The organism is Tenacibaculum sp. MAR_2010_89 (genome assembly GCF_900105985.1).
Taxonomy (GTDB): Bacteria; Bacteroidota; Bacteroidia; order Flavobacteriales; family Flavobacteriaceae; genus Polaribacter; species Polaribacter halocynthiae.
Genome location: NZ_FNUB01000005.1, coordinates 338464 through 360527, shown reverse-complemented (window position 1 = coordinate 360527; position 22064 = coordinate 338464). Strand labels below are relative to the sequence as shown.

17 protein-coding genes are annotated in these 22064 nt (G+C 27.1%); 11 read left to right on the top strand and 6 right to left on the bottom strand.

Going from position 1 to position 22064, the window contains the following annotated elements; translation table 11 throughout:
- Positions 1-477: 477 nt before the first annotated feature.
- Positions 478-1338, top strand: a complete 861-nt coding sequence (locus BLV71_RS05235) for a class I SAM-dependent methyltransferase (protein ID WP_093869529.1) — start codon at positions 478-480, stop codon at positions 1336-1338.
- Positions 1339-1477: 139 nt separating this feature from the next.
- On the opposite strand, the gene BLV71_RS05230 is transcribed toward BLV71_RS05235, so the two are convergent.
- Positions 1478-1876: a DoxX family protein gene (locus BLV71_RS05230; protein WP_093869528.1), complete on the bottom strand. Its 399-nt coding sequence runs from the start codon at positions 1874-1876 to the stop codon at positions 1478-1480.
- A 124-nt stretch (positions 1877-2000) separates the two neighbouring features.
- Between BLV71_RS05230 and BLV71_RS05225 the strand changes: the two genes are divergently transcribed.
- Together BLV71_RS05225 and BLV71_RS05220 are read left to right on the top strand one after the other, a co-directional pair.
- Complete coding sequence (locus BLV71_RS05225) at positions 2001-2927, top strand: SPFH domain-containing protein (RefSeq protein ID WP_093869527.1); 927 nt, start codon at positions 2001-2003, stop codon at positions 2925-2927.
- 18 nt (positions 2928-2945) lie between these two features.
- A complete protein-coding gene (locus tag BLV71_RS05220; RefSeq protein ID WP_093869526.1) occupies positions 2946-3263 on the top strand; it encodes a heavy metal-binding domain-containing protein in 318 nt (105 codons plus the stop codon).
- A 64-nt stretch (positions 3264-3327) separates the two neighbouring features.
- Here the strand turns inward: BLV71_RS05220 and BLV71_RS05215 are convergent, their stop codons facing one another.
- The 3 genes from BLV71_RS05215 to rnr all read right to left on the bottom strand — a co-directional run bounded on the left by BLV71_RS05215 (position 3328) and on the right by rnr (position 6551).
- Positions 3328-3519, bottom strand: coding sequence for a Sec-independent protein translocase subunit TatA/TatB (locus BLV71_RS05215; RefSeq protein ID WP_093869525.1), 192 nt, complete (start codon positions 3517-3519; stop codon positions 3328-3330).
- A 35-nt stretch (positions 3520-3554) separates the two neighbouring features.
- Positions 3555-4232: a head GIN domain-containing protein gene (locus BLV71_RS05210; protein WP_093871964.1), complete on the bottom strand. Its 678-nt coding sequence runs from the start codon at positions 4230-4232 to the stop codon at positions 3555-3557.
- A gap of 123 nt (positions 4233-4355) precedes the next feature.
- Positions 4356-6551 (bottom strand): ribonuclease R, encoded by a 2196-nt coding sequence (rnr, locus tag BLV71_RS05205; RefSeq protein ID WP_093869524.1) that lies wholly within the window; start codon positions 6549-6551, stop codon positions 4356-4358.
- Between the two features lie 117 nt (positions 6552-6668).
- On the opposite strand from rnr, the gene BLV71_RS05200 reads away from it, so the two are divergent.
- The 4 genes from BLV71_RS05200 (at position 6669) to BLV71_RS05190 (ending at position 9312) form a co-directional block, all read left to right on the top strand.
- Positions 6669-7583 (top strand): diacylglycerol/lipid kinase family protein, encoded by a 915-nt coding sequence (locus BLV71_RS05200; protein WP_093869523.1) that lies wholly within the window; start codon positions 6669-6671, stop codon positions 7581-7583.
- A 76-nt stretch (positions 7584-7659) separates the two neighbouring features.
- The gene (locus BLV71_RS18490; protein ID WP_158530825.1) at positions 7660-7818 is read left to right on the top strand and encodes a hypothetical protein; all 159 of its coding nucleotides are present in this window, start codon (positions 7660-7662) and stop codon (positions 7816-7818) included.
- A gap of 619 nt (positions 7819-8437) precedes the next feature.
- On the top strand, positions 8438-8872 hold the full coding sequence (gene rpiB / locus BLV71_RS05195) for a ribose 5-phosphate isomerase B (protein ID WP_093869522.1): 435 nt from the start codon (positions 8438-8440) through the stop codon (positions 8870-8872).
- A complete protein-coding gene (locus tag BLV71_RS05190; RefSeq protein WP_176974355.1) occupies positions 8866-9312 on the top strand; it encodes a GNAT family N-acetyltransferase in 447 nt (148 codons plus the stop codon). Before rpiB ends, BLV71_RS05190 begins: the two co-directional genes overlap by 7 nt.
- A 22-nt stretch (positions 9313-9334) precedes the next feature.
- Here the strand turns inward: BLV71_RS05190 and BLV71_RS05185 are convergent, their stop codons facing one another.
- Together BLV71_RS05185 and BLV71_RS05180 are read right to left on the bottom strand one after the other, a co-directional pair.
- The gene (locus BLV71_RS05185) at positions 9335-9904 is read right to left on the bottom strand and encodes a pseudouridine synthase (RefSeq protein WP_093869521.1); all 570 of its coding nucleotides are present in this window, start codon (positions 9902-9904) and stop codon (positions 9335-9337) included.
- Positions 9905-10066: 162 nt separating this feature from the next.
- Complete coding sequence (locus BLV71_RS05180; protein ID WP_093869520.1) at positions 10067-11521, bottom strand: ArnT family glycosyltransferase; 1455 nt, start codon at positions 11519-11521, stop codon at positions 10067-10069.
- Between the two features lie 156 nt (positions 11522-11677).
- Between BLV71_RS05180 and recA the strand changes: the two genes are divergently transcribed.
- The 4 genes from recA to BLV71_RS05160 all read left to right on the top strand — a co-directional run bounded on the left by recA (position 11678) and on the right by BLV71_RS05160 (position 22043).
- Positions 11678-12685 carry a recombinase RecA gene (gene recA, locus BLV71_RS05175; protein WP_093871962.1) on the top strand — a complete coding sequence of 336 codons (1008 nt, stop codon included), beginning with the start codon at positions 11678-11680 and terminating at the stop codon, positions 12683-12685.
- Positions 12686-12887: 202 nt separating this feature from the next.
- Positions 12888-18164, top strand: coding sequence for a GEVED domain-containing protein (locus BLV71_RS05170; RefSeq protein WP_093869519.1), 5277 nt, complete (start codon positions 12888-12890; stop codon positions 18162-18164).
- 141 nt (positions 18165-18305) lie between these two features.
- On the top strand, positions 18306-21059 hold the full coding sequence (locus BLV71_RS05165) for a lamin tail domain-containing protein (protein ID WP_093869518.1): 2754 nt from the start codon (positions 18306-18308) through the stop codon (positions 21057-21059).
- Positions 21060-21182: 123 nt separating this feature from the next.
- A complete protein-coding gene (locus tag BLV71_RS05160; RefSeq protein WP_093869517.1) occupies positions 21183-22043 on the top strand; it encodes an AraC family transcriptional regulator in 861 nt (286 codons plus the stop codon).
- The last annotated feature ends 21 nt before the right edge of the window (positions 22044-22064 follow it).

Genomic DNA, 22064 nt, shown 5'->3' with positions numbered 1-22064 from the left:
TATTTATACTACTAAACTGAAACTAATCAATTATAAATTAATATAAAAATCAATAGATAATGAAATGTTTCTTGTAGAACATAAATAATTTAAAGAGCTCCTACTATATTTATACTACTAAACAGAAACTAGACTATTATTAATTAATATAAAATCAATAGATAATAAAATGTTTCATATGTTCCATATGAAAGTTAAAAACACTCCTACTATATTTATACTATTTAAACAGAATTTGATCAATTATTAGTTAATATGAAAAACGATAGATAACATATGTATAAATAATCATTTACTTTATATTTAAAAATAGCTTATTAACACAAATACATTAAAAAAACTTTCAAATTTTATAAGTAGTCTATTAAAAATAATTAAAAAAATAAAGATGTTCCATGTGGAACATCTTTATTTTTTTATGTAATATTGTCCTAGGAAAATTATTGTTCCCCGTGGAACATTATAAAATATATAATAATGAGCAAAGAAAAAGAATTTTATAAAAATCTTCATCCATATCTAAATTGTATAGATTATACTGTTTCAAATGAAAGTTATGAGGTTATGCATAATAAAGAATACGACATGTTAGTAACCTCTCCTCTACCAAGTAATTTAGATAAATATTATAAAAGTGAAGATTACATTTCACATACTGATGGTTCAAAAAATATATTTGAAAAAACATACCAATTAGTAAAATCTTACACATTAAATAAAAAATTAAAATTAATAAATTCATTAAAAACTGATAGTAAAACAATACTTGATATTGGTGCTGGTACAGGCGACTTTTTAAAAACTTGTAAAGAAGGAAACTGGTCAGTATTTGGAATTGAACCTTCAGTAGATGCAAGAAAAATAGCTAAACAAAAAAAAATAAATTTAGTAGATAATTTAGAACTAGTATATGATAAAAAGTTTGATGTTATAACACTTTGGCATGTACTTGAGCATATTCCAAATTTAAAAGAATATACAAATAATATTAAAAAATTACTAAAGCCGAATGGAGTATTAATAATAGCTGTTCCTAACTATAAAAGTTTTGATGCTAATTATTATAAAGAATTTTGGGCAGCTTACGATGTACCAAGACATGTGTGGCATTTTTCAAAAACATCTATAAATAAAATTTTTAATGAAATTAAAATGGATGTAATAAAAATACTTCCTATGAAGTTTGATTCTTATTATGTATCATTGTTGAGTGAAAAATATAAAAAAGGAAAAATGAATTATATAAATGCTTTTTATATTGGTATGAAGTCAAATTTTAAAGCAAAAAGAAATTTAGAGTATTCTTCTTTAATTTATTTAATAAAAAACACTAAATAATCATTTTAAATACACTTATTTGTATTTAATTAAAAAACATATACAAATACCTTATTAAAAATAAAAAACCTCTTAAAACTATGTTTTTAAGAGGTTTTTTAATAATTAAAATATATAATAACACTATATAATATAAGAATTATTTATTTAATAAAAACATGCCAAAAACTGTAATTAAAAAATAAACAGCTAATGTCATAGCTCCTGCATAATCTTTTGCAAGTCTTTGACCTATTAATAAAAATATTAAAGTTAATGCAGAAAGTTGAACTCCTAATAAAGCTAATTCTTTTGAACCTGTAGTTATAATATTAAAAATACCTACAAACATAAAAGCTCCTGCAATAATTTCAATAACTAAAATTATTCCTAATAATAATGGTACCATGTTTTTAAATGGTGAATTTTTGAAGTGATCTTTAATAAAAGATAAATTACCATTCCAATCTGTTACTTTATCAACACCCGATTGTAAAAAAGTGACAATTAAAAAAAGTAAGATTAAAATTTCTGTAGCGTTGTTTTGAATAAGTTCCATAAAATTGATTTTAGCAAATATAAGTTATAAATAAAAAAATGTAACATTTATTAAAAATTACGTCATATAGTTGTTAAGTGTTATATTTAGCTTAAAAACTTAATCAACTTAAAACTTTCAAATTATGCCAGTATTTTTATATCCAATTATTTTCTTAGGGATAGTACTTATATTATCTTCTTTCTTTACAGTAAAACAACAATCAGCAGCTATTATAGAGCGTTTTGGTAAGTTCCATAGTATTCGCCAATCAGGTTTACATCTAAAAATTCCACTTATTGATAGAATAGCTGGGAAATTAAGCTTAAAAATTCAACAATTAGATGTAATTATTGAAACAAAAACTTTAGATGATGTTTTTGTAAAATTAAAAGTATCAGTACAATATAAAGTAATAAAAGATAAAGTATATGATTCATTTTATAAGTTAGATTATCCACATGACCAAATTACATCTTATGTATTTGATGTTGTTCGTGCAGAAGTTCCAAAAATGAAGTTAGACGATGTTTTTGTTAAAAAGGATGATATTGCTATTGCCGTAAAATCAGAATTAAATGAGGCAATGATGACTTATGGATATGATATTATTAAAACATTAGTAACTGATATTGATCCTGATGCTCAGGTAAAAGAAGCTATGAATAGAATTAACGCTTCTGAACGTGAAAAAGTAGCAGCTCAATACGAGGGTGATGCCCAACGTATTTTAATAGTAGAAAGAGCAAAAGCTGAAGCTGAGAGTAAGCGTTTACAAGGACAAGGTATTGCAGATCAAAGAAGAGAAATTGCACGTGGTTTAGAAGAATCAGTAGAAGTTTTGAATAAAGTTGGAATTAACAGTCAAGAAGCATCTGCTTTAATAGTTGTTACACAACATTATGATACTCTACAATCTATTGGTCAAGAAACTAATAGTAATTTAATATTATTACCAAACTCACCACAAGCTGGAAGTCAAATGCTTAATGATATGGTTGCAAGTTTCACAGCTAGTAATCAAATAGGAGAAGCTATGAAGAATAGTAAAAAAAATGACAATAAGGAATAATAAAAACTAAAAAAAGTTATGATAGTTACTACAACACCAACTATAGAAGGAAAACCTGTTAAAGAATATTTAGGTATTGTTACAGGTGAAACAATTATTGGAGCTAATATTTTTAAAGACTTCTTTGCAGGAATTAGAGATATTGTAGGTGGAAGATCTGGATCTTATGAAAAAGTGCTTAGAGAAGCTAAAAATAGCGCTTTAGAAGAAATGGAAGAGATGGCAAAGCAATTAGGTGCTACTGCTATTGTTGCTGTGGATTTAGATTACGAAACTGTTGGACCCAATGGTGGTATGCTAATGGTTACTGCTTCAGGAACAGCTGTTGTTATATAATAAATGTACAAACATTAAAAGAAAAGCCCAATCAATTATGATTGGGCTTTTTAATTATACTTAATTATTTTTTTTCTTCTATTTGTTCTTCTCCATCTTCAGTTTTAGTAGCATCTTTAAATTCTTTAATACCTGTACCTAAACCTCTCATTAATTCAGGAATCTTTTTTCCTCCAAAAAGTAATAATACTAAAGCAACTACAATAGCTATTTGCCAAGGACCTATCATTCCTAAAAATATAGTAAGTGAAATCATTTTTAAACTAAATTTATACTAGCAAATATACAAAATTAACTTCGGTGTTCAATTACTCCACCTATTACTTTTTTGTCTTTTAAAACTTCTGGGGTTCCTTTATAAAAAATAGATCCACCAAATGAAACTTTAGCATCTAAAACTTCACCAGATTGAACCTCGGCTTTTGCCCCAGAACCAGCTCTAATAATATTCATACTAGATACAGTAACATTGAATCCATGATAATTTGCACCTAAGTCAACTTTTACAGTTTGATTTTTAGTTTTACCAGATAACTTAATTACTGAAGCAGAAGTACTTTTTACTTTCAAATGTTTAACATCGATAACCATGTTAATAAATGCTCCTTCTTGAGCCTTCACTTCTACTTTTTGTTGTTTAATACTTTTACTTGTTATAATTGCACCTTCATTTGCGTCAATAATTGCTATATCATTTGCATAATACAAAGTAATTTTTGCCTTACCTTCCGCTGTAGTTTCAGGAAAAGAAAGAACTATTTTTAATGTATCATTAATAGCTTTAAATTTTACTTTATTAGCCTTCTGCCCTGTTACAACTGCATTAAATTTATCAGATTTTACTAATTCAACATCAATACCATTATACACTTTAAGAGTTGTAAAACTTCCTAAATCTTTAGTAATACTATTTTGAGCAACGATTATAATACTTACAAAAAACAGACTTAAAAAAATAAATTTTTTCATTTTTATTATATTTAATTTGTTTAACATTTAATAAGTTAAACAAGCATAGTATGATTATTATGACAATAACTATACCATTACTATAAAGACAAATATTGAAATTTATTGTTACATTTTAAAGAATTAACTAGTTATTAATTCAAAATCTAAGTGTTTACGCTCTAAATCAGTATGCTTAACTTTAACAACAACTTCATCTCCTAATTGAATCATGTTTTTAGTTGATTGACCAACTACAGCGTATTGTTTTTCATCAAAAATATAGTAATCATCTTTAATATCTCTGATTCTTACCATACCCTCACATTTATTAGATTTTATTTCAACATAAATTCCCCATTCAGTTACTCCAGATACTACTCCTTCAAACTCTTGATTTTTATGATCTTGCATGTATTTAACTTGCATATATTTTATTGAATCTCTTTCTGCCTTAGAAGCTAACTCTTCCATTTTTGAAGAATGTTTACATTTTTCTTCGTAAATATCAGCTTTAGGTGAATTTTCTCCATCTAAATAATGTTGTAACAAACGATGTGTCATTACGTCAGGATAACGTCTTATTGGTGAAGTAAAATGTGAATAGTAATCAAATGCTAATCCATAATGACCTATATTTTGAGTAGTATATTCAGCTTTACTCATAGATCGTATAGCTAAAGTTTCTACCATATTAGCTTCACCCTTTCCATGAACATCACTTAATAGTTGGTTTAAACTTTGAGAAGTTTTTTCTTTTGTTTCGGTATTAATTTTATAACCAAATTTACTTATAATGTTTTGTAATGAAGCTAATTTTTCAATATTAGGCTCATCATGCACACGATATATAAAAGTTTTGTTAGTTGCTTTTCCTTTAGAAAAACCAATAAATTCAGCAACTTTTCTATTAGCTAATAACATAAATTCTTCAATTAATTTATTAGCATCTTTAGATTCTTTAAAAAATACACCTACAGGGTTGGCATTTTGATCTAAATCGAACTTCACCTCTACTCTATCAAATGAAATTGCACCTTCTTTCATACGCTTTTTACGTAATTTTTTAGCCAATTCATCTAATTTTAAGGTAGCTTCAACAATAGCCTCATCTACCATATAACTTTCACCTGTTAATGAAATTTCTGCAGGAATAGTATTTTCTTTAGTTTCGATAATCACTTGAGCTTCTTCATAAGCAAATCTTTTATCAGAATATGTTACAGTTCTTCCAAACCATTCATTTACAATATGAGCTTTCTCATTAACTTCAAAAACAGCAGAAAAAGTTAATTTTTCTTCATTAGGACGTAATGAACATACTCCATTAGATAGCATTTCAGGTAACATAGGTACTACCCTATCAACCAAATATACAGATGTTGCCCTATCATAAGCTTCGTCATCTAATTTAGTTTTAGGTTGTACATAATGCGAAACATCAGCAATATGAATTCCAATTTCGTAATTACCATTTTCTAATTTAGTAAAAGACAAAGCATCATCAAAATCTTTTGCATCTTTAGGATCAATAGTAAAAGTAAGATCATTTCTCATATCTCTTCTTTTTGCTATTTCTTCTTTAGTAATGTCAAATGATAATTTACCTGCCTCTTCTTCTATTTCTTTAGGAAAATCATACGGTAAACCGTATTCTAACAAAATAGAATGTATTTCTGTATCATGTTCACCTGGTTTTCCTAAAACTTGAGTAATTTTTCCAAAAGGATTTTTAGAATTATCTGGCCAATCAGTAATTTTAGCTAATACTTTATCACCATGTTCTGCTCCATTAAGTTTACTTTGTGCAATAAATATATCTGCATACATTTTATTACTGTCTGGTAATACAAAACCAAAATTTTTATTCAATTGTAATACTCCAACAAAATCTTGCTTTACACGTTCAATAATTTCAACTACATCAGCTTCTAACTTATTACTTTTTCTTTTTTTGTAAACATAAGCTCTTACAACATCATTATGTAATCCTTTGCCTAAGTTTACTGACGGTACAAAAATGTCGTTTTCAAAATCATCAGAAATGAAATATGCATTACCATTTGAAGTAACATCTAAAGTTCCTATATGATATTTCCTATCTTCATTAATTTTATACTTTCCTCTTTCTACTTCTTTAATTTTTTTAGTTGCTGTTAATTCTACTAATTTTTGAAGTATTTGAGTTTTACCATCAGTACCAGTAACACCTAATGCCGAAGCTATTTGTTTATAATTATATTGTTTGTTACTATCTTTATTAAGTATTTTGAAAATATTTCGGGTTAAATCTTTAATTACTTTACCCTTTTTTTTGTAGATTTTTTTCTTTCTAGTCATTAATCTTGCTTCTTATAAAATTTGTACCAAAGTACAAATAAATTTATACCTCAACTTATTAAATAACTGTTATGAATACATTTTTGTATTTTACAACCTTATTAACTTTCTTTTTATATGACAAAATCTTGGTTTCTAATTGTAAATCCAACAGCTGGTAATGGTAATTTTAATAAGCTATGGTTAGAAATAAAACATGAATTAAAAATACAACAAATAGAATATTCATTTGTGTTAACAAACTATCATAAACATGAAATTGATTTAGTTCATGAAGCAATAAATAAAGGTTATAAACATATAATATCTGTTGGTGGTGATGGTACTTTGCACCATATAATTAATGGAATTATGACACAAAATGAAGTAGAAAGTAATCAAATTACTGTTGGTATAATACCTTTAGGTACTGGTAATGATTGGATTAAAACATATAATATTTCTAAAAATATTAAAGAAGCTATTTTATTAATAAAAAAAGAAAATACTGTTTACCAAGATATTGGTTTTCTACAATTAAAAAATACGTCAGCATATTTTAATAATGTTGCCGGTATTGGCTATGATGGTTATGTTGTTAATAAACTTAATAAATTAAAACGTTTTGGACCTGTTGCTTACTTATTAAGTGGAATTGCTGGTTTAATTTTTTATAAAAAAACAACTTTTACTATAGCTATTAACAATCAAATTGTTAGTACTAAGTGTTTAATGACATTATTTGGAATTTGTAAATATTCAGGAGGTGGTATGCAATTAACTGATTATAAATCTCCTAATGATGGTTTATTAGATGTAAGTATTGTAAAGAATTTAACTTTTTTAAATTTATTATTTAATTTGCCTAAACTGTACAACGGCTTAATTACTAAACATAAAAAGGTTAATACTTACTTATCAAACGAATTGTTAATAACCCCTCAAAATATAGAACAATCTATATATATTCAAGCTGATGGAGAATTAATAGGAACTGGTAAAGTTAAAGTAACTCTTTGTAAGGAAGCTATACGATTTGTTATCAATAGTTAATTTTAGTTAAAAAAATCTTAATAAAATTGTAACGTTTTTAAAATTTATTCGTCTTTATAATAGAAAGGCTTTAAAAATGAAAAACTTACGAAAAATAATAGCTTTATTTTTACTTATATTTATTACAGGAATTATAGTTACTGTTATAAGTATAAACACTTCTTTCAAAAAAAATACTTCAGAACAAAAAATTACCTCAAAAGATAGTATCTATTTATTAAAAAAGAATATTTAAAAAACTCTTTTTACTTTTATTCATTCTTCACTTATAAGAAGTATGTTTATTTAGTATATTAAGTTCTATTTTTAAATTTTGAAATACTTTTTACAGTTATTAACATATTATATTATTAATATAAAGAATTTTTAAAATTTTAAAAAAAGAATGATTGTTATTATAGCTTGTGAATATGTAGAGTAAAAAGTTTATTTAAAATTAGGTTTTCTTACTTATTAAATAAGTTAAACAAGTTATCATTTATTTAAGTTCTTTAAAATCAATTATGAAATGTAGTTATTAACAAAAGTTATAAACACTAGTTAACTAACTTTATTGAATTACTTATTTCAATTTCATTGTAAATAAATTGTAAATTTTATGTTGATAAATGTTTCTTAAAAAATCAAAAAAAAAGTTGCATATCTAATATCTATTCTTGTATTGTAAAAAAAATGTAAAAAATCAAATTTTCTTTTTAAAATCTACAAATAGTTCTTAACATTTTAATAATACAATTAAGTACTTAAAAATTAATAGGTTATTAATAACTCTAAAAAAAGCATTGTTAATTACTGTTGATAACCGTTAATAATGGTATTTTTGTGTTTCACAACTAAATTAAAATCAACATATTATGATTATTGCTGTAGGAAACGACCATGCTGGTACTGAATACAAGTTTGAAATAGTAAAACTTTTAGAAGAATTAGGACACAAAGTGATTAATTTTGGTACTAATACAAATGATAGTATGGACTATCCTGATACAATTCATCCAACAGCGGAAGCTGTAGAAACAGGACAAGCTGAAATAGGTATAATTTTATGTGGTAGTGGTAATGGAGCTCAAATGACAGCTAATAAACATCAAGGTGTTAGAGCAGCATTGTGTTGGAATAATGAATTAGTAGAATTAACTCGCCAGCATAATAATGCTAATGTGTTAACAATTCCTGCTCGTTTTGTTTCATTACAACAAGCTTTAGGTTTTGTAAAAATATTTTTATCTACTGAATTTGAAGGAGGGCGTCATGCTAATAGAGTTAATAAAATAGCATGTGAATGTTAGTGAAATTTGTAGTAAAAAACTTTAAAGAATTAACAGCTTCAGAACTATATGATATACTTCAATTACGTTCTGAAGTTTTTGTCGTTGAGCAAGATTGCGTATACCAAGATATTGATGGAAAAGATGATATAGCATTACATGTTTTAGGTATAAAAAATAATAAGATTATTGCTTATACTCGTTTGTTTGATGGAAATCAATATTTTGATACACCTAGCTTTGGAAGAGTTATAGTAGCAAAATCTGAACGTAAATTTGGATATGGTCATGATTTAATAAAATCGTCAATTGAAGCAATTTATAGTAATTTTAATACTAAAAAAATTACGATTTCTGCACAAACTTATCTACAAAAATTTTATAAATCACATGGGTTTGAACCTATTGGAGAAGAGTATTTAGAAGATGGAATACCACATATAAAAATGATAATGAATTAATATGTTTTTTATTTATTTAAAATTATATTAATTCATTTACTTCTTTTACGTCACCTGGTTTTAAGTTTCCTATAAAAATTTCTCCAATTCTAACTCGTATTAAACGAAGTGTAGGAAAACCAACAGCAGCAGTCATTTTTCTGACTTGTCTAAATTTTCCTTCTGTAATAGTTATAGCTATCCAACTTGTTGGGCCATGTCTTTCATCTCTAATTTTTTGAGTTCTATCAGGGAAGTTAGGCTTAACTATTGAAAAAGCTTTACCAGGTTTTGTTATATATTTTTTACCATTAAAACCAATTTCTACTCCTTTTTGAAGCTTATTAATTGCATCTTGAGAAATAATTCCATCTACTTGAACATAATATTCTTTTTCTATTTTATTACTTCTTACTTGTTCACTTACCTTACCATTAGTTGTTAATAAAAGTAAACCTTCTGAAGGAACATCTAAACGGCCAATTGCCATTGTTCCTTCTGGAAAATCATATAACTCTCCTAGCATTTTTTTCTTCCTTTTTGTTTGATTATTAATAAATTGAGAAAGAAAACCATAAGGTTTATGAATTATAAAATGACGGTGTTTTAACATAAAAACAAAAGTAAAACTATTTTAAATTAAATAGAATTTAGAATATATAAATAATTAGACCTCTTATTTGAATAAAAATTTTTTTAATAGACACTTTCCTTATAATTCTCAATATAAAATACATCTTTTCATAGCTTTAATTTTAGGGCTATTATTATTTATTTATTTAAAAATACCTTTATATAGGTAATAACATTTAATATTATAATTGTATTTAGTTATAGTAATGGTATCAATACTATTAATTTCAGAAAAAAGAGAAATTAGTTCATTATTTAATAAACTTCTGTCATCTGTTAAAATCAAGCCTTTTGAATTAGTTTTATAAGAAATATTTTTTGTCCAATAATTAAATTGATCAAATCTTGACGAGTAAGAATATATTTTAGGATTATTCATAGAAAAAGCTAATAAAGAAGCATTTCTATAAGAAGAAGTTAGTATAGGCATTTTATTATTTTCTTGATGTTTTAATACTTTACTTTTTATTTTATGCCAACCATAATGATAGGTACTATCTTCATCTTTACCACCAAAAATTAAAGTTAATGGAACACCGCCGAAATGAATAGTTATAGCAATAATTAGAATAGAAGAAAATATTAAAGAAGATATTTCTTTTTTCTTCTTTATAAGAAAGTTAATAGCCAAAGGTGTTATGAAAAGTAAACCTACAATATTCCAATAATATAAAACATTTGAAAAAATAGATAAGAATAAAAAAGTTATGGTAGATACTAAAAAAATATGCTTAGAAAATTTTGTATAAACAATTGTATAAGAATTAATTTCATTATTATTTTTCTTTTTAAAAAGTTCAATAATTCCCCAGCATATAAAAGGAGAAAGCATTACTAAACTACCTAAAATGAAACCAATATAGTTACCTTTAAAGAATTCATAATTTATAAAAGGATCTATGGTTCTTTGTTGAATATTAAATTCAAAAGAACCAAACTTATTTTTAGCATTCCAAATAAGAATTGGAGAACTAACCATTAGTATAATTAATAAACTTAAATAAAGTCTATAATCTTTAAAAATACAATGGAGTTTTTTAGTAAAAATTAATAAAGAAATAATCCCTAATCCTAAAAATATGGCATTGTATTTTGATATAATTGCTAACCCTAAAAATAAACTTCCTAAAAAAATATTTTTAGTAGTGCCTTTTTCATTTACCCATATTTCATGTATAAAATTTATGTAAAAATAACCAGATATAAAGCAATTGTTTATTAGTATGTAATCGTTCCAAGCAAAAGAAGTAAATAAATAAAATAAAGGACTTGAAAAGAATAGAATGAGATACAAATAGGGAGTGTTATAATTTAATTTTTTTATTATAAGAATTAATATATATGAAATACAAATAGAAGATAAAAAAACTGGAAGTCTTAAAATAAATAAAGATGTTCCAAAGAATGAAGTGAACATATTTTGAATTAAAGCTTGTAATGCTGGATGATCATGGTAAGATAAATCAGGATGTTGGCCCCAAAGCCAGTAATATGCTTCATCTGGATTAGGAAAAATAAAAAACCAGTAGTAAATTTTAGTAGCAATTGTAATAAATGCTAAAAAGAATATAAATGTTCTTTTTGTAAAAGTATTCAACACTATATTTTTTGTTTTCAAAAGTAAATTAAGTAAGTATATTGTATGTTATTATATTGTGATTTTACTGATAAAAAAAAAATATAAAAATGAAAAGTATTGCTACTTTTTTATAACTTAGCAACTCTTATTTTTACACTAATTTTAGCAGATTTTATGGCAGCAGATAAAGAAAAAGAAGCAAAATTAAAAGCGCTTCAACTTACACTAGATAAGTTAGATAAAACTTATGGAAAAGGAGCAGTAATGAAATTAGGTGATAGTCAAGTAGAAGATATTGAGGCTATTTCATCAGGATCATTAGGTTTAGATTTAGCTTTAGGCGTAGGAGGATATCCAAGAGGAAGAATTATTGAAATTTATGGACCAGAATCATCAGGTAAAACTACTTTAAGTATACATGCAATTGCTGAAGCTCAAAAGGCAGGAGGTATTGCTGCTTTTATTGATGCTGAACATGCTTTTGATCGTTTTTATGCAGAGAGCTTAGGAGTAGATGTTGATAATTTAATCATATCTCAACCAGATCATGGTGAACAAGCATTAGAAATTGCCGATAATTTAATACGTTCAGGTGCAATTGATATTGTGGTTATTGATTCAGTTGCTGCATTAACACCTAAATCAGAGATTGAAGGTGAAATGGGAGACTCTAAAATGGGACTTCATGCTCGTTTAATGTCACAAGCATTACGTAAATTAACAGGTACTATTAGTAAAACTAACTGTACAGTTATATTTATAAACCAATTACGTGAAAAAATTGGTGTTATGTTTGGAAATCCTGAAACAACAACAGGTGGTAATGCCTTAAAATTTTATGCTTCAGTTCGTTTAGATATCCGTAGAAGAACTCAAATTAAAGATGGCGATAAAGTTATTGGAAACAGTACTAAAGTAAAAGTTGTTAAAAATAAAGTAGCACCACCATTTCAAATGACTGAGTTTGATATTATGTATGGACAAGGTATTTCTAAAGTAGGAGAAGTATTAGATATTGGTGTTGAATATGGAATTATAAAGAAAAGTGGTTCATGGTTTAGCTATGGAGATACAAAATTAGGTCAAGGTAGAGATGCTGTAAAAGGTGTTATAAAAGATAATCCTGAGCTAATGGAAGAACTTGAAAATAAAATAAAAGAGGCTATTGAAAATCAAGATTAAGTATATACATTAAAAGTTCAAACTATTACTAATCAAAGCTGTAGAAGTTAATTCTATAGCTTTTTTTTATGGTATTTGTGTTTTATTTAATGGTAATGTTAATTTATTACCATATTATAATATTATATTATCTATTATTGTTGTTTAGGTGTTTTTAATGTTAAATTGCTGAAAATTTAATATTTAATTAACTCTTCTAAACATGAAACAACTAACTAGAACTATCCTATTATTAATTGGATTACTATCATTTTCAACCTATTCTCAAGAAAGTGATGATATACCAACTCGGTGTGATACACCATCACGACAAAACTATTTTTTGCAAAATGATAAAGCAAGAATAGAGGCAGAAAAACATGAACATTTAACTAAAAAATTTATAAAAAAAAGAAAAGAAGAATTTAAAAAAGGAACAGCAAATAGGGCTTCTAAATATGTTATACCTATTGTATTTCATGTTTTTGGTACTGATTTCGTTGGTAAAAAGGTTGATGATGCTTTAGTTAAAGATGCCTTAAAAAAAACTAATGAAGATTTTAATGGGCTTAACAATGATTTTCATGATGTATCTGATAGATTTAAAAACCTCAGGTCAACCTTAGATGTTGAATTTCGTTTAGCTGAAGTAGATCCTAACGGAAATCCAACAACAGGTATAAATTATTATACAAATAGAGCCGGATTTGGAGCAGATAATATTTATGATGAAGAAATTGCCAAGTTTGCTTGGGATAACTATAAATATTTTAATGTTTATATTTTATTAGACTTAAAAAAGGATGGTAAACTTAATAGATCTGGAGTAGCATGGTATCCAAATAAAGATCAATCAGATAGAAATGTAGCAAGAGCAGTTTTTAATGGGAGATATTTAGGAACTAATAGTAGTGAAAACTTTAGAAGAATATTAACTCATGAATTTGGTCACTATTTAAATTTAGCACACACTTTTGAAGGTGGGTGTTCAGGTACAGGAGATAATGTTGATGATACTCCAGCAACTACAGTTAGCTTAGATTGTATAGTTACACAAGAAAAATGCTCAGGAGCAGGAATTCCAAATTCTGAAAATTTTATGGATTATTCTGATTGTTATAGAATGTTTACAAGAGGTCAAATACAGCGTATGCAAGCTGCTTTAGATTTCTCTTCAAGAAAACCTTTATGGCAAACAAGCAATCATACTGAAGTATTTTCACAAAATACAAATGAACCAAGATTGTATTATGATTACACTACATTTACTGAAAGTTTTGAAAATGATGGAACCATTGGTGGAGGAAGAGATGTAAAAATTACATTAGTAAATGGCCCAAAATTTTTAAATGTAGGAACATTACCTAGTAATAGTTATACAGTTGAAAACTTACCTTCTGGTTTAAATGTACAAGTGATAAGTAATAGTACTACTGAAGCTGTAGTTCGTTTAACTGGGAAAGCTGTAAGCCATGTAAAAGATAATAACATAAGAAACTTAAAGTTAACATTTAATAATGCTGCTTTTACTGGTTTTAATGCTGTAAATATTAAAGGATATAGCCGACCAGATTTACGTATAGAGTATAATAATGCTTATGAAAGTACATATTTAACTTTTGATGAATTAAGACAAGTAGCTATAGACGGAAATAACTTTGTAGGTTTTGGAATAACCCCAGGTCAACAACGTCCTAGGTATGAGCTTTCTGTAGATGATAATAAATTAATGATCGGATTTGATGCAGGAACTAAACATGTGGCGGTTAATGCTAGCAAACAAGTTTTATTAATTGAGGAAGGTACTACAATTGGGCCTAATTTAAACTGGGATCATGATGACAGAGATAGACTTTTATTAGATAATACTTATCAAGTATGGAAAGGTAAAAGAGGTTTTGTAGGTATGAGAATTGAAAGAGAATCTTTTCCTGGAAAATATTTTTATGGATGGGCAAGAGTTGAGGTATCTTCAGATGGAAAAATAGCACGATTTATTGATTATTATTCGCATAAAAACCCAGAAGCAACTGTTAAAGCAGGTATAGGAGATAAACCATCTATTGCATTATCTAAGCCAGTTTTTTTTGAAGACGAAGTTAATAACGGAACTTTTTCAGAAGAAATAGATATTATTCTAGAAGGTAGTGCAAATTTTACTTCTCAAAATTTAGCTAATGGTATACATTTTACAATTACTAATTTACCACCGGGATTATCAGCTAGTATTCAAAAAGTAACTAGTAAATTAGGTAAGTTAAAAATACAAGGTACTGCAAGTAGTCATGTTGTAGGTGATGGAACATTAGCAAAAATTCAATTTAATGAATCAGCATTTACTATTGCTCCAAGCAATAAAACGAATTTTGACTTACAAATTAGATTTTTTGATCCTTATGATATTACATACATAAGTACAGAAAATTTAACTCCTTGGATTAATAGTAGTAACACCAATAGATGGATTTATATAGATACAGATTTTGATTTTGGTGATAATTCTAGGTACTCAATAACTTATTATACTGATAATTCTAATAATGGAGAATATGTAGTATTAAATGCTAGAGGAAAAGGATTTACAATGGATGCTACTACCCTACATCCTATTTCTCTTAATGTTGGAACGCAAGTAAACGCATCAAGTAGTTTTGTTTCTACTGGTTATGGGGTTAATAATGCCCCAAGACTATCAGGAACTGGTGTTCCTCATAATGGAAAAATTACTTATACAGGATTACGTTTTAGAGACCGAGCAGGAAGATTACACTATGGATGGATGAAATTTGAATCTAGACCAAACGGATTTGAAGCTAGGTTACTTGCTATAGCTTATAACAAAAGACCAAATGAAGCAATTACGGTAGGTCAAATACCTAATGATTATTGTTATGCAGCTGCAAATATTAATGAGAAATATGATGATTATTCTAGTGCAATAGGAACTTTTAATTTTGAACAGTTTTCTCAAAAATCTGATTTTCCTCAAAACTATACTGACTTTACAAGTAAAACGATAAAAGTACGTCCTGGTGCTAATAATTTTTCTATAAAAGATGATGGAATAAAAACATCAGGAACAAATATTCTTGGTATTTGGATTGATTTAAATGGAGATAAAGATTTTGAAGATAATGGAGAACAAATTCATATGTCAAACCCTTATCCAGCAGGAAGTGATTATGGAGGAGAAGTAACATTACCAAATGTAAACGGAACTTATACATTACGTATTACAATGAAAAATGAAACAGAATCAGATAATCCTAAACCATCTCCTTGTGATTTCTTTTTACATGGTGAAGTAGAAGATTATACTATTAATATTTCAAATTCAAATCCAATATATCCAGTAGCTAAATTTGAAATGCCTGAGAGTATTTCTGCCAAAGAGTTATTGGTAGTAACAGATGCTTCTACTAGAGAACCAGATTCATGGAATTGGGAATTTGAAGGAGGAGTTCCAGCTACGTTTAATGGTAAAACTCCACCTAGTATTTATTATGAAAATGTAGGTACTTTTAAAGTGAAATTAACAGTTAAAAAAGGAAGTGTTTCACAAAGTATTGAAAAATCATTAAAGGTTAATCCACATCCAACAGAGTATTGTCAAGTTTCAAGAAGAGGAACTTATCCACGAAGAAATGATGTAACAAAAGTTGTATTTGGTGATATTAACAATGTAACAGAAAAAGGTGGAACTGGATATGGTGATTTCACTAGTTTATCTACAAGTTTAATACAAGGACAAACATACCCTATTGAGTTAACAACATATCAACAAATTACAAATGCAACTAGTGAAGCAGGAACTAATTTAGTTGTTTGGATTGACTGGAACAGAAACAATGAATTTTCTGATAATGAAATAGCTTATGAAAGAAGAGCAGTAGCTTCAGATACTCCAGATATGGTATTAAATGGAAATATAACTGTTCCTAAAATTTATTCAAACGGAACATCTTTAATGAGAGTAATTCGTTATTATTCATACGATAATAATGATAGGCCAAGATGTGGTGAAATAGTGGAAGCTGATATTGAAGATTATACAGTTAATCTTACAGGAACAACAGTACAAGCACCAGTTGCTAATTTTGAAGCAAATTCAACTACAATTACAGAAGGAACAACAATTGTTTTTACTGATAGTTCTACAAATACTCCTACAGGATGGTCATGGTCGTTTGAAGGAGGTACTCCAACTACATCAACTGAGCAAAACCCTTCAATTACTTATAATTCAGAAGGTACATTTAAAGTAACGTTAACAGCTAGTAATTTAGGTGGTGGTAATACAATGACAAAAGAAGGGTATATTACAGTAAATAAAGGCTCAAGTATTACCTATTGTGAATCAGCAGGAACACGTGTACAATACGAATGGATTTCAGGAGTAAAAGTAGGTAGTTTTATAAATAACTCAGACGCTCAAAAGTATTCAGATTTTACATCAAAAACCATAACATTACCAGGAGGTTCATCAAATGAAATAACGTTAACACCTGGACATTCAGGATCTACTTATAAAGAGTATTTTAAGGTTTGGATAGATTATAATCAAGATGGAACTTTTGGAACAGATGAGGTAGCTTTTGATGCAGGGTCAGCATCAGCAACAGCAGTAACTGGAACAATAGAAGTACCAGCAAGCGCAAAATCTGGAAATACAAGAATGCGAGTATCGATGAAATATAATGCTGCTCCAAACCCATGTGGTAGTGTTGGAGATGGAGAAGTAGAAGATTATACTGTAAATATTTCAGGGTCAACAAATCCAAACCCTATTACGTATTGTGAATCAGCAGGAACACGAGTACAGTATGAATGGATTTCAGGAGTAAAAGTAGGGAGTTTTATAAATAACTCAGATGCTCAAAAATATTCAGATTTTACATCTAAAACAATATCATTAGGAACTGGGTCTTCAACAGAAATAACGTTAACACCAGGGCATTCAGGAACTGCTTATAAAGAGTATTTTAAAGTATGGATAGATTATAATCAAGATGGAACTTTTGGAACAGATGAAGTAGCTTTTGATGCAGGATCTGGATCAACGACTGCAGTAACTGGAACAATAGAAGTACCTGCAAGTGCAAAATTAGGAAATACAAGAATGCGAGTATCAATGAAATATAATACTGCTCCAAATTCATGTGGTAGTATTGGAGATGGTGAAGTAGAAGATTATACTGTAAGTATTAATTCTAATGCTCAGTCAAGACTCAATACTTCTGATATACAGTTAGATGAAACTACAATATATCCAAACCCTGTTAGTCGTGAATTAATAATTACTTTAAGTAATAAAACTGTAGTTAAAAATTCAAATATTAAAATTCAAATATTAGATATTACAGGTAAAAATATTACAGAAAAAAGAAATATTAATAGTCAAAAAATCAGACTTAATATAGAAAATTTAGAAAACGGAACTTATATTTTACAAATTATAAATAGAAATAAAAAAGAACATAAAATATTTATTAAAAAATAAAATAAGTTTAAACATTATAAAAACTGCTAAAAATTATTTTTAGCAGTTTTTATATTTTTAGCATAGGGTAAAATTTTAGTTAGACGTATTGTAATTAATGAATCACTTAATAGTGGTATATCATTATAAAAACCTAACTATATGAAACAATATTATTTTTTAGCATTACTATTATTAACTACTAGTTCTTTATTAACTGCACAAGAAATAGTTATTAATGAAATTCAAGCAAAAAATTTAAGTACTTATAAAAATCCAAAAACAGGAGAATACTCTGATTGGATTGAATTAAAAAATACAACAAGTTCATCAATTGACCTTAGTGGTTATTTTTTAACTGATGACAAAGAGAACTTAAAAAAGTGGACTATTCCTTCAGGAACAAAAATATTAGCTAATGGTTTTTTATTAATAATAGCAGATAATACAAATTCTGGTTTAAGTACCAATTTTAAGTTATCAACTACAGGAGAAGAAATTATACTTTCTAAAAAAGATGGCTCAGAAATACATAAAATAGAATACCCTTTAATTCAAAATGATGTTTCTTATGGTCGTTTAGTTGATGGCTCTTATTCTTTTATGAATAAACCAACGCCAAGTTCAGAAAACACAGATAGTTCTGCATTTACTTTATTAGATTCTGATATTAAAATAAACATACCTACAGGTTTATATAGCGCTAATCAAACTATAGAAATAACAAAAAAAGGAGAAGGAAAAATCTATTATACAATTGATGGAACAACACCTTCATTGAGTTCAATATTGTATTCTGGACCAATAACTATTGATAAAAACACAGTGTTAAAAACAATAGTAATTAAATCATTAACAGAGTATAGTAGTATTGAAAACCGATCTTATATTATTGGAGCTACTCATAATTTACCTGTAGTTTTATTAACGTCAGATAATTCTTATTTGAATTCAAATAAGAAAGAAGTAATTGATGGAAGAGTTCAATTTAATTTTATAGAGAAAGATGGTACAGTTGCTATTAATCAGTATGCAAATTTTAGAGAGTCAGGAAGAACATCAAGAAATCAACCTCAATTAAATGGTAAAGTAGAAGCTGATGGAGTATACGGAGATGATGATTTTGATTATAAAATGTACCCAAATAAAAAAACAGATGAATTTGAGAGTTTTTTACTAAGAAATGCAAGTCAAGATTGGTCAGAAACAAATATGAGAGATGCTTTTATAGCTAGGTTATTAGGTCAAGATAATTTAGCAGATTTTCCTTTTGAAGGATATCGCCCTGCAGTTTTATATGTAAATGCAAAATATCAAGGTATTATTAATGTAAGAGAAGATGATGATAATGATTATGTGAAACATAATTATGATTTAAAGAAAGGAGAATTTAAAAAAAATGGTAGAGATTGGATTCCATATACTTTTACAACAGATAGAGAAAAATTTGATAAAATATTGAATTTTAATGATCATGTAAATGCTCAATTTTTAATTAGTTATGCTGAGTTAAATGAATATGGATTTGGAAGTTGGAAAGATTTATCAGGTAAAACAGCTCATGAAAACCACTATTTTATGCATGATTATGATGCTACTTTTGGTTTACTTGGAGAAGATCATGTTCCTTTAACTGGACCGATGCCGGTATCATCAATTATACCTTCTGAAATGAAAGCACATGAGGCTTATAAAACAGAAGCTATACAATTTATTAGCGCTACTATAAATCATATTTATAATAAAGACCGAGCAATTACTATTTTAAATAAAATGGAAGAAGAACTGGAAAGTGAAATTCCAGCACATGCAATTATAAATTCTAAATTAGCTGTTGATCAAGGTTATAATAAATATAATAAACCTCCTTTTGCAAATTTAACTGAATGGAAAAATAATGTTGAAGCGCTTAGAAAAGATATAAAAGGAAGATTTGATTCTACTATTTTTAATAGAATAAAAAATGAATATTCACTAGAAGATCCAATACTAGTAACTTATGAGAGTTCAGATATAACAAAAGGAATTATAAGAGTTCATAATGTGAAATCTGTTAAAGAAACATTTACAGGAACATATTTTAAAAATATACCTATTCATTTTTCTGCTGAAGCTTTACCAGGATATAAATTTGTTCGATGGGAAGGAGATTTTACAAGTACAGATTTAAATATTTCTCCAGTTTTCTCAACAAATTCTAGAATTAAAGCAGTTTTTGAACCAGTAACATCATCACCAACTAATTTAGTTATAAACGAGGTTCAGGGAAAAAATGACACAACTATTGCTGATGAAAAAGGAGAATTTGACGATTGGATTGAAATTTATAATCCAAATGATAAACCGGTAAATTTAGCAGGTTATTATGTATCTGATAATCCATCAGAACCATTAAAGTGGAAAATTCCAAATACTAATGTTAGTAAAACAACTATTAAAGCAAAAGGTTTTTTGTTACTATGGGCTGATAAAGATGTAGATCAAGGAGAAAACCATTTAGGTTTTAAATTAAAAGGTACAGATCAAGTAATATTAACAGCGCCTGATGCAACTAAAAAAATTCAAGAAATTTCTTTTACAGCTATTGATACAGATTTTTCTTACGGAGCAAAAGTAGATGCAAGTACTGAGTATGTAGTTTTTACTAAACCAACCCCAGGAGTCTCTAATAATTCTGTATTAAGTACAGAAGATTTTGAAGGAATTACTTCTAAAATAGAAATATACCCAAATCCAACAATTGATGTAATTACGATCAAAGGAATATCTGAAAAATTGAATTGGAAATTATACGATATTACAGGAAAAAAAATAAGAAAAGGAATAAAAAAAGTAATACAATTAAATGATTTAGAAAAAGGATTATATGTTTTAATTATAAATGATAAAACATCATTAAAAGTCTTAAAAAAGTAAGCTATAATTTATTGTTTATACTAATTTAAAAAAGTGATTGATATTTCAATCGCTTTTTTTGTATTTTAAAGGTTGTCAATTTAAAACAAAAGTAAAACAGTAATCCTAGTATACATTTGCATTGTGGAAACAAAAGAATTCTATAAAAACCGGTTGCAACAAGTTGTTTCTTATTTACGATCTAAATACAATGAGAAAATTTCTATTCAAGAACTTGAAGAGTTTTCGAGTTTTTCATATAGGAATCTTCAGCGTGTATTTAAAGCATACTATAATGAAACTATAGGAGCTTATGTTACAAGAATAAAGGTGGAAAACGGAGCAAAGATGTTAGTATATTCTTTAAAAGAAATTAAGTTAATAGCTGAAGAAATAGGATATTCAGATGTACAAACATTTAGTAAATCGTTTAAAAAACACTTTGGAATTTCACCAGCAAAGTATAGAAATAAAAAAGAAGAATTATTTCAAAAGAAGAACAAAAATAACATAAAAACCATGCCTTTTTTTGAAGAAAGAATTACTGTTTTACCTGCTCAAAAAGTAGTATATACTACTTTTAAAGGCGATTATTATAGTACGAAATTAGATAGAGCTTGGGAAAAGTTTTTAGAAGACGCTTCTAAACTTAAAATAGATGTTAATACAGCAGAATTTTTTGGAATTATATGGGATGAACCTATAATATCTGAAATAATTAATTATGATTATGATGCTTGTATTGTAATTGATTCTATTGAAACACCTCCAAAAAAGTTTAAGGTGAAAACTATTCCTGAGCAATGTTATGCAGTATTTAAACATATAGGAACGTATCAAAGTATTTCTAAAACGTATGATAAAATTTTCTCTAGATGGTTATTTACAACAGACCTTGAAGTTTCAGAAAAACCTTTTATTGAAAAGTATACGAAACATGAAGGAAATACAAATAATGAGAGTGAATTTGAAACAGAAATTTATATACCTTTAAAAAAAGGCTGATTTATAATTAGCCTACAACAT

Excerpts from the sequence above, each read along its gene's own strand:
- BLV71_RS05235 (WP_093869529.1), top strand. The coding sequence starts at position 478 with ATGAGCAAAGAAAAAGAATTTTATAAAAATCTTCATCCATATCTAAAT.
- BLV71_RS05230 (WP_093869528.1), bottom strand. The coding sequence starts at position 1,876 with ATGGAACTTATTCAAAACAACGCTACAGAAATTTTAATCTTACTTTTT.
- BLV71_RS05225 (WP_093869527.1), top strand. The coding sequence starts at position 2,001 with ATGCCAGTATTTTTATATCCAATTATTTTCTTAGGGATAGTACTTATA.
- BLV71_RS05220 (WP_093869526.1), top strand. The coding sequence starts at position 2,946 with ATGATAGTTACTACAACACCAACTATAGAAGGAAAACCTGTTAAAGAA.
- BLV71_RS05215 (WP_093869525.1), bottom strand. The coding sequence starts at position 3,519 with ATGATTTCACTTACTATATTTTTAGGAATGATAGGTCCTTGGCAAATA.
- BLV71_RS05210 (WP_093871964.1), bottom strand. The coding sequence starts at position 4,232 with ATGAAAAAATTTATTTTTTTAAGTCTGTTTTTTGTAAGTATTATAATC.
- rnr (WP_093869524.1), bottom strand. The coding sequence starts at position 6,551 with ATGACTAGAAAGAAAAAAATCTACAAAAAAAAGGGTAAAGTAATTAAA.
- BLV71_RS05200 (WP_093869523.1), top strand. The coding sequence starts at position 6,669 with ATGACAAAATCTTGGTTTCTAATTGTAAATCCAACAGCTGGTAATGGT.
- BLV71_RS18490 (WP_158530825.1), top strand. The coding sequence starts at position 7,660 with ATGAAAAACTTACGAAAAATAATAGCTTTATTTTTACTTATATTTATT.
- rpiB (WP_093869522.1), top strand. The coding sequence starts at position 8,438 with ATGATTATTGCTGTAGGAAACGACCATGCTGGTACTGAATACAAGTTT.
- BLV71_RS05190 (WP_176974355.1), top strand. The coding sequence starts at position 8,866 with ATGTTAGTGAAATTTGTAGTAAAAAACTTTAAAGAATTAACAGCTTCA.
- BLV71_RS05185 (WP_093869521.1), bottom strand. The coding sequence starts at position 9,904 with ATGTTAAAACACCGTCATTTTATAATTCATAAACCTTATGGTTTTCTT.
- recA (WP_093871962.1), top strand. The coding sequence starts at position 11,678 with ATGGCAGCAGATAAAGAAAAAGAAGCAAAATTAAAAGCGCTTCAACTT.
- BLV71_RS05170 (WP_093869519.1), top strand. The coding sequence starts at position 12,888 with ATGAAACAACTAACTAGAACTATCCTATTATTAATTGGATTACTATCA.
- BLV71_RS05165 (WP_093869518.1), top strand. The coding sequence starts at position 18,306 with ATGAAACAATATTATTTTTTAGCATTACTATTATTAACTACTAGTTCT.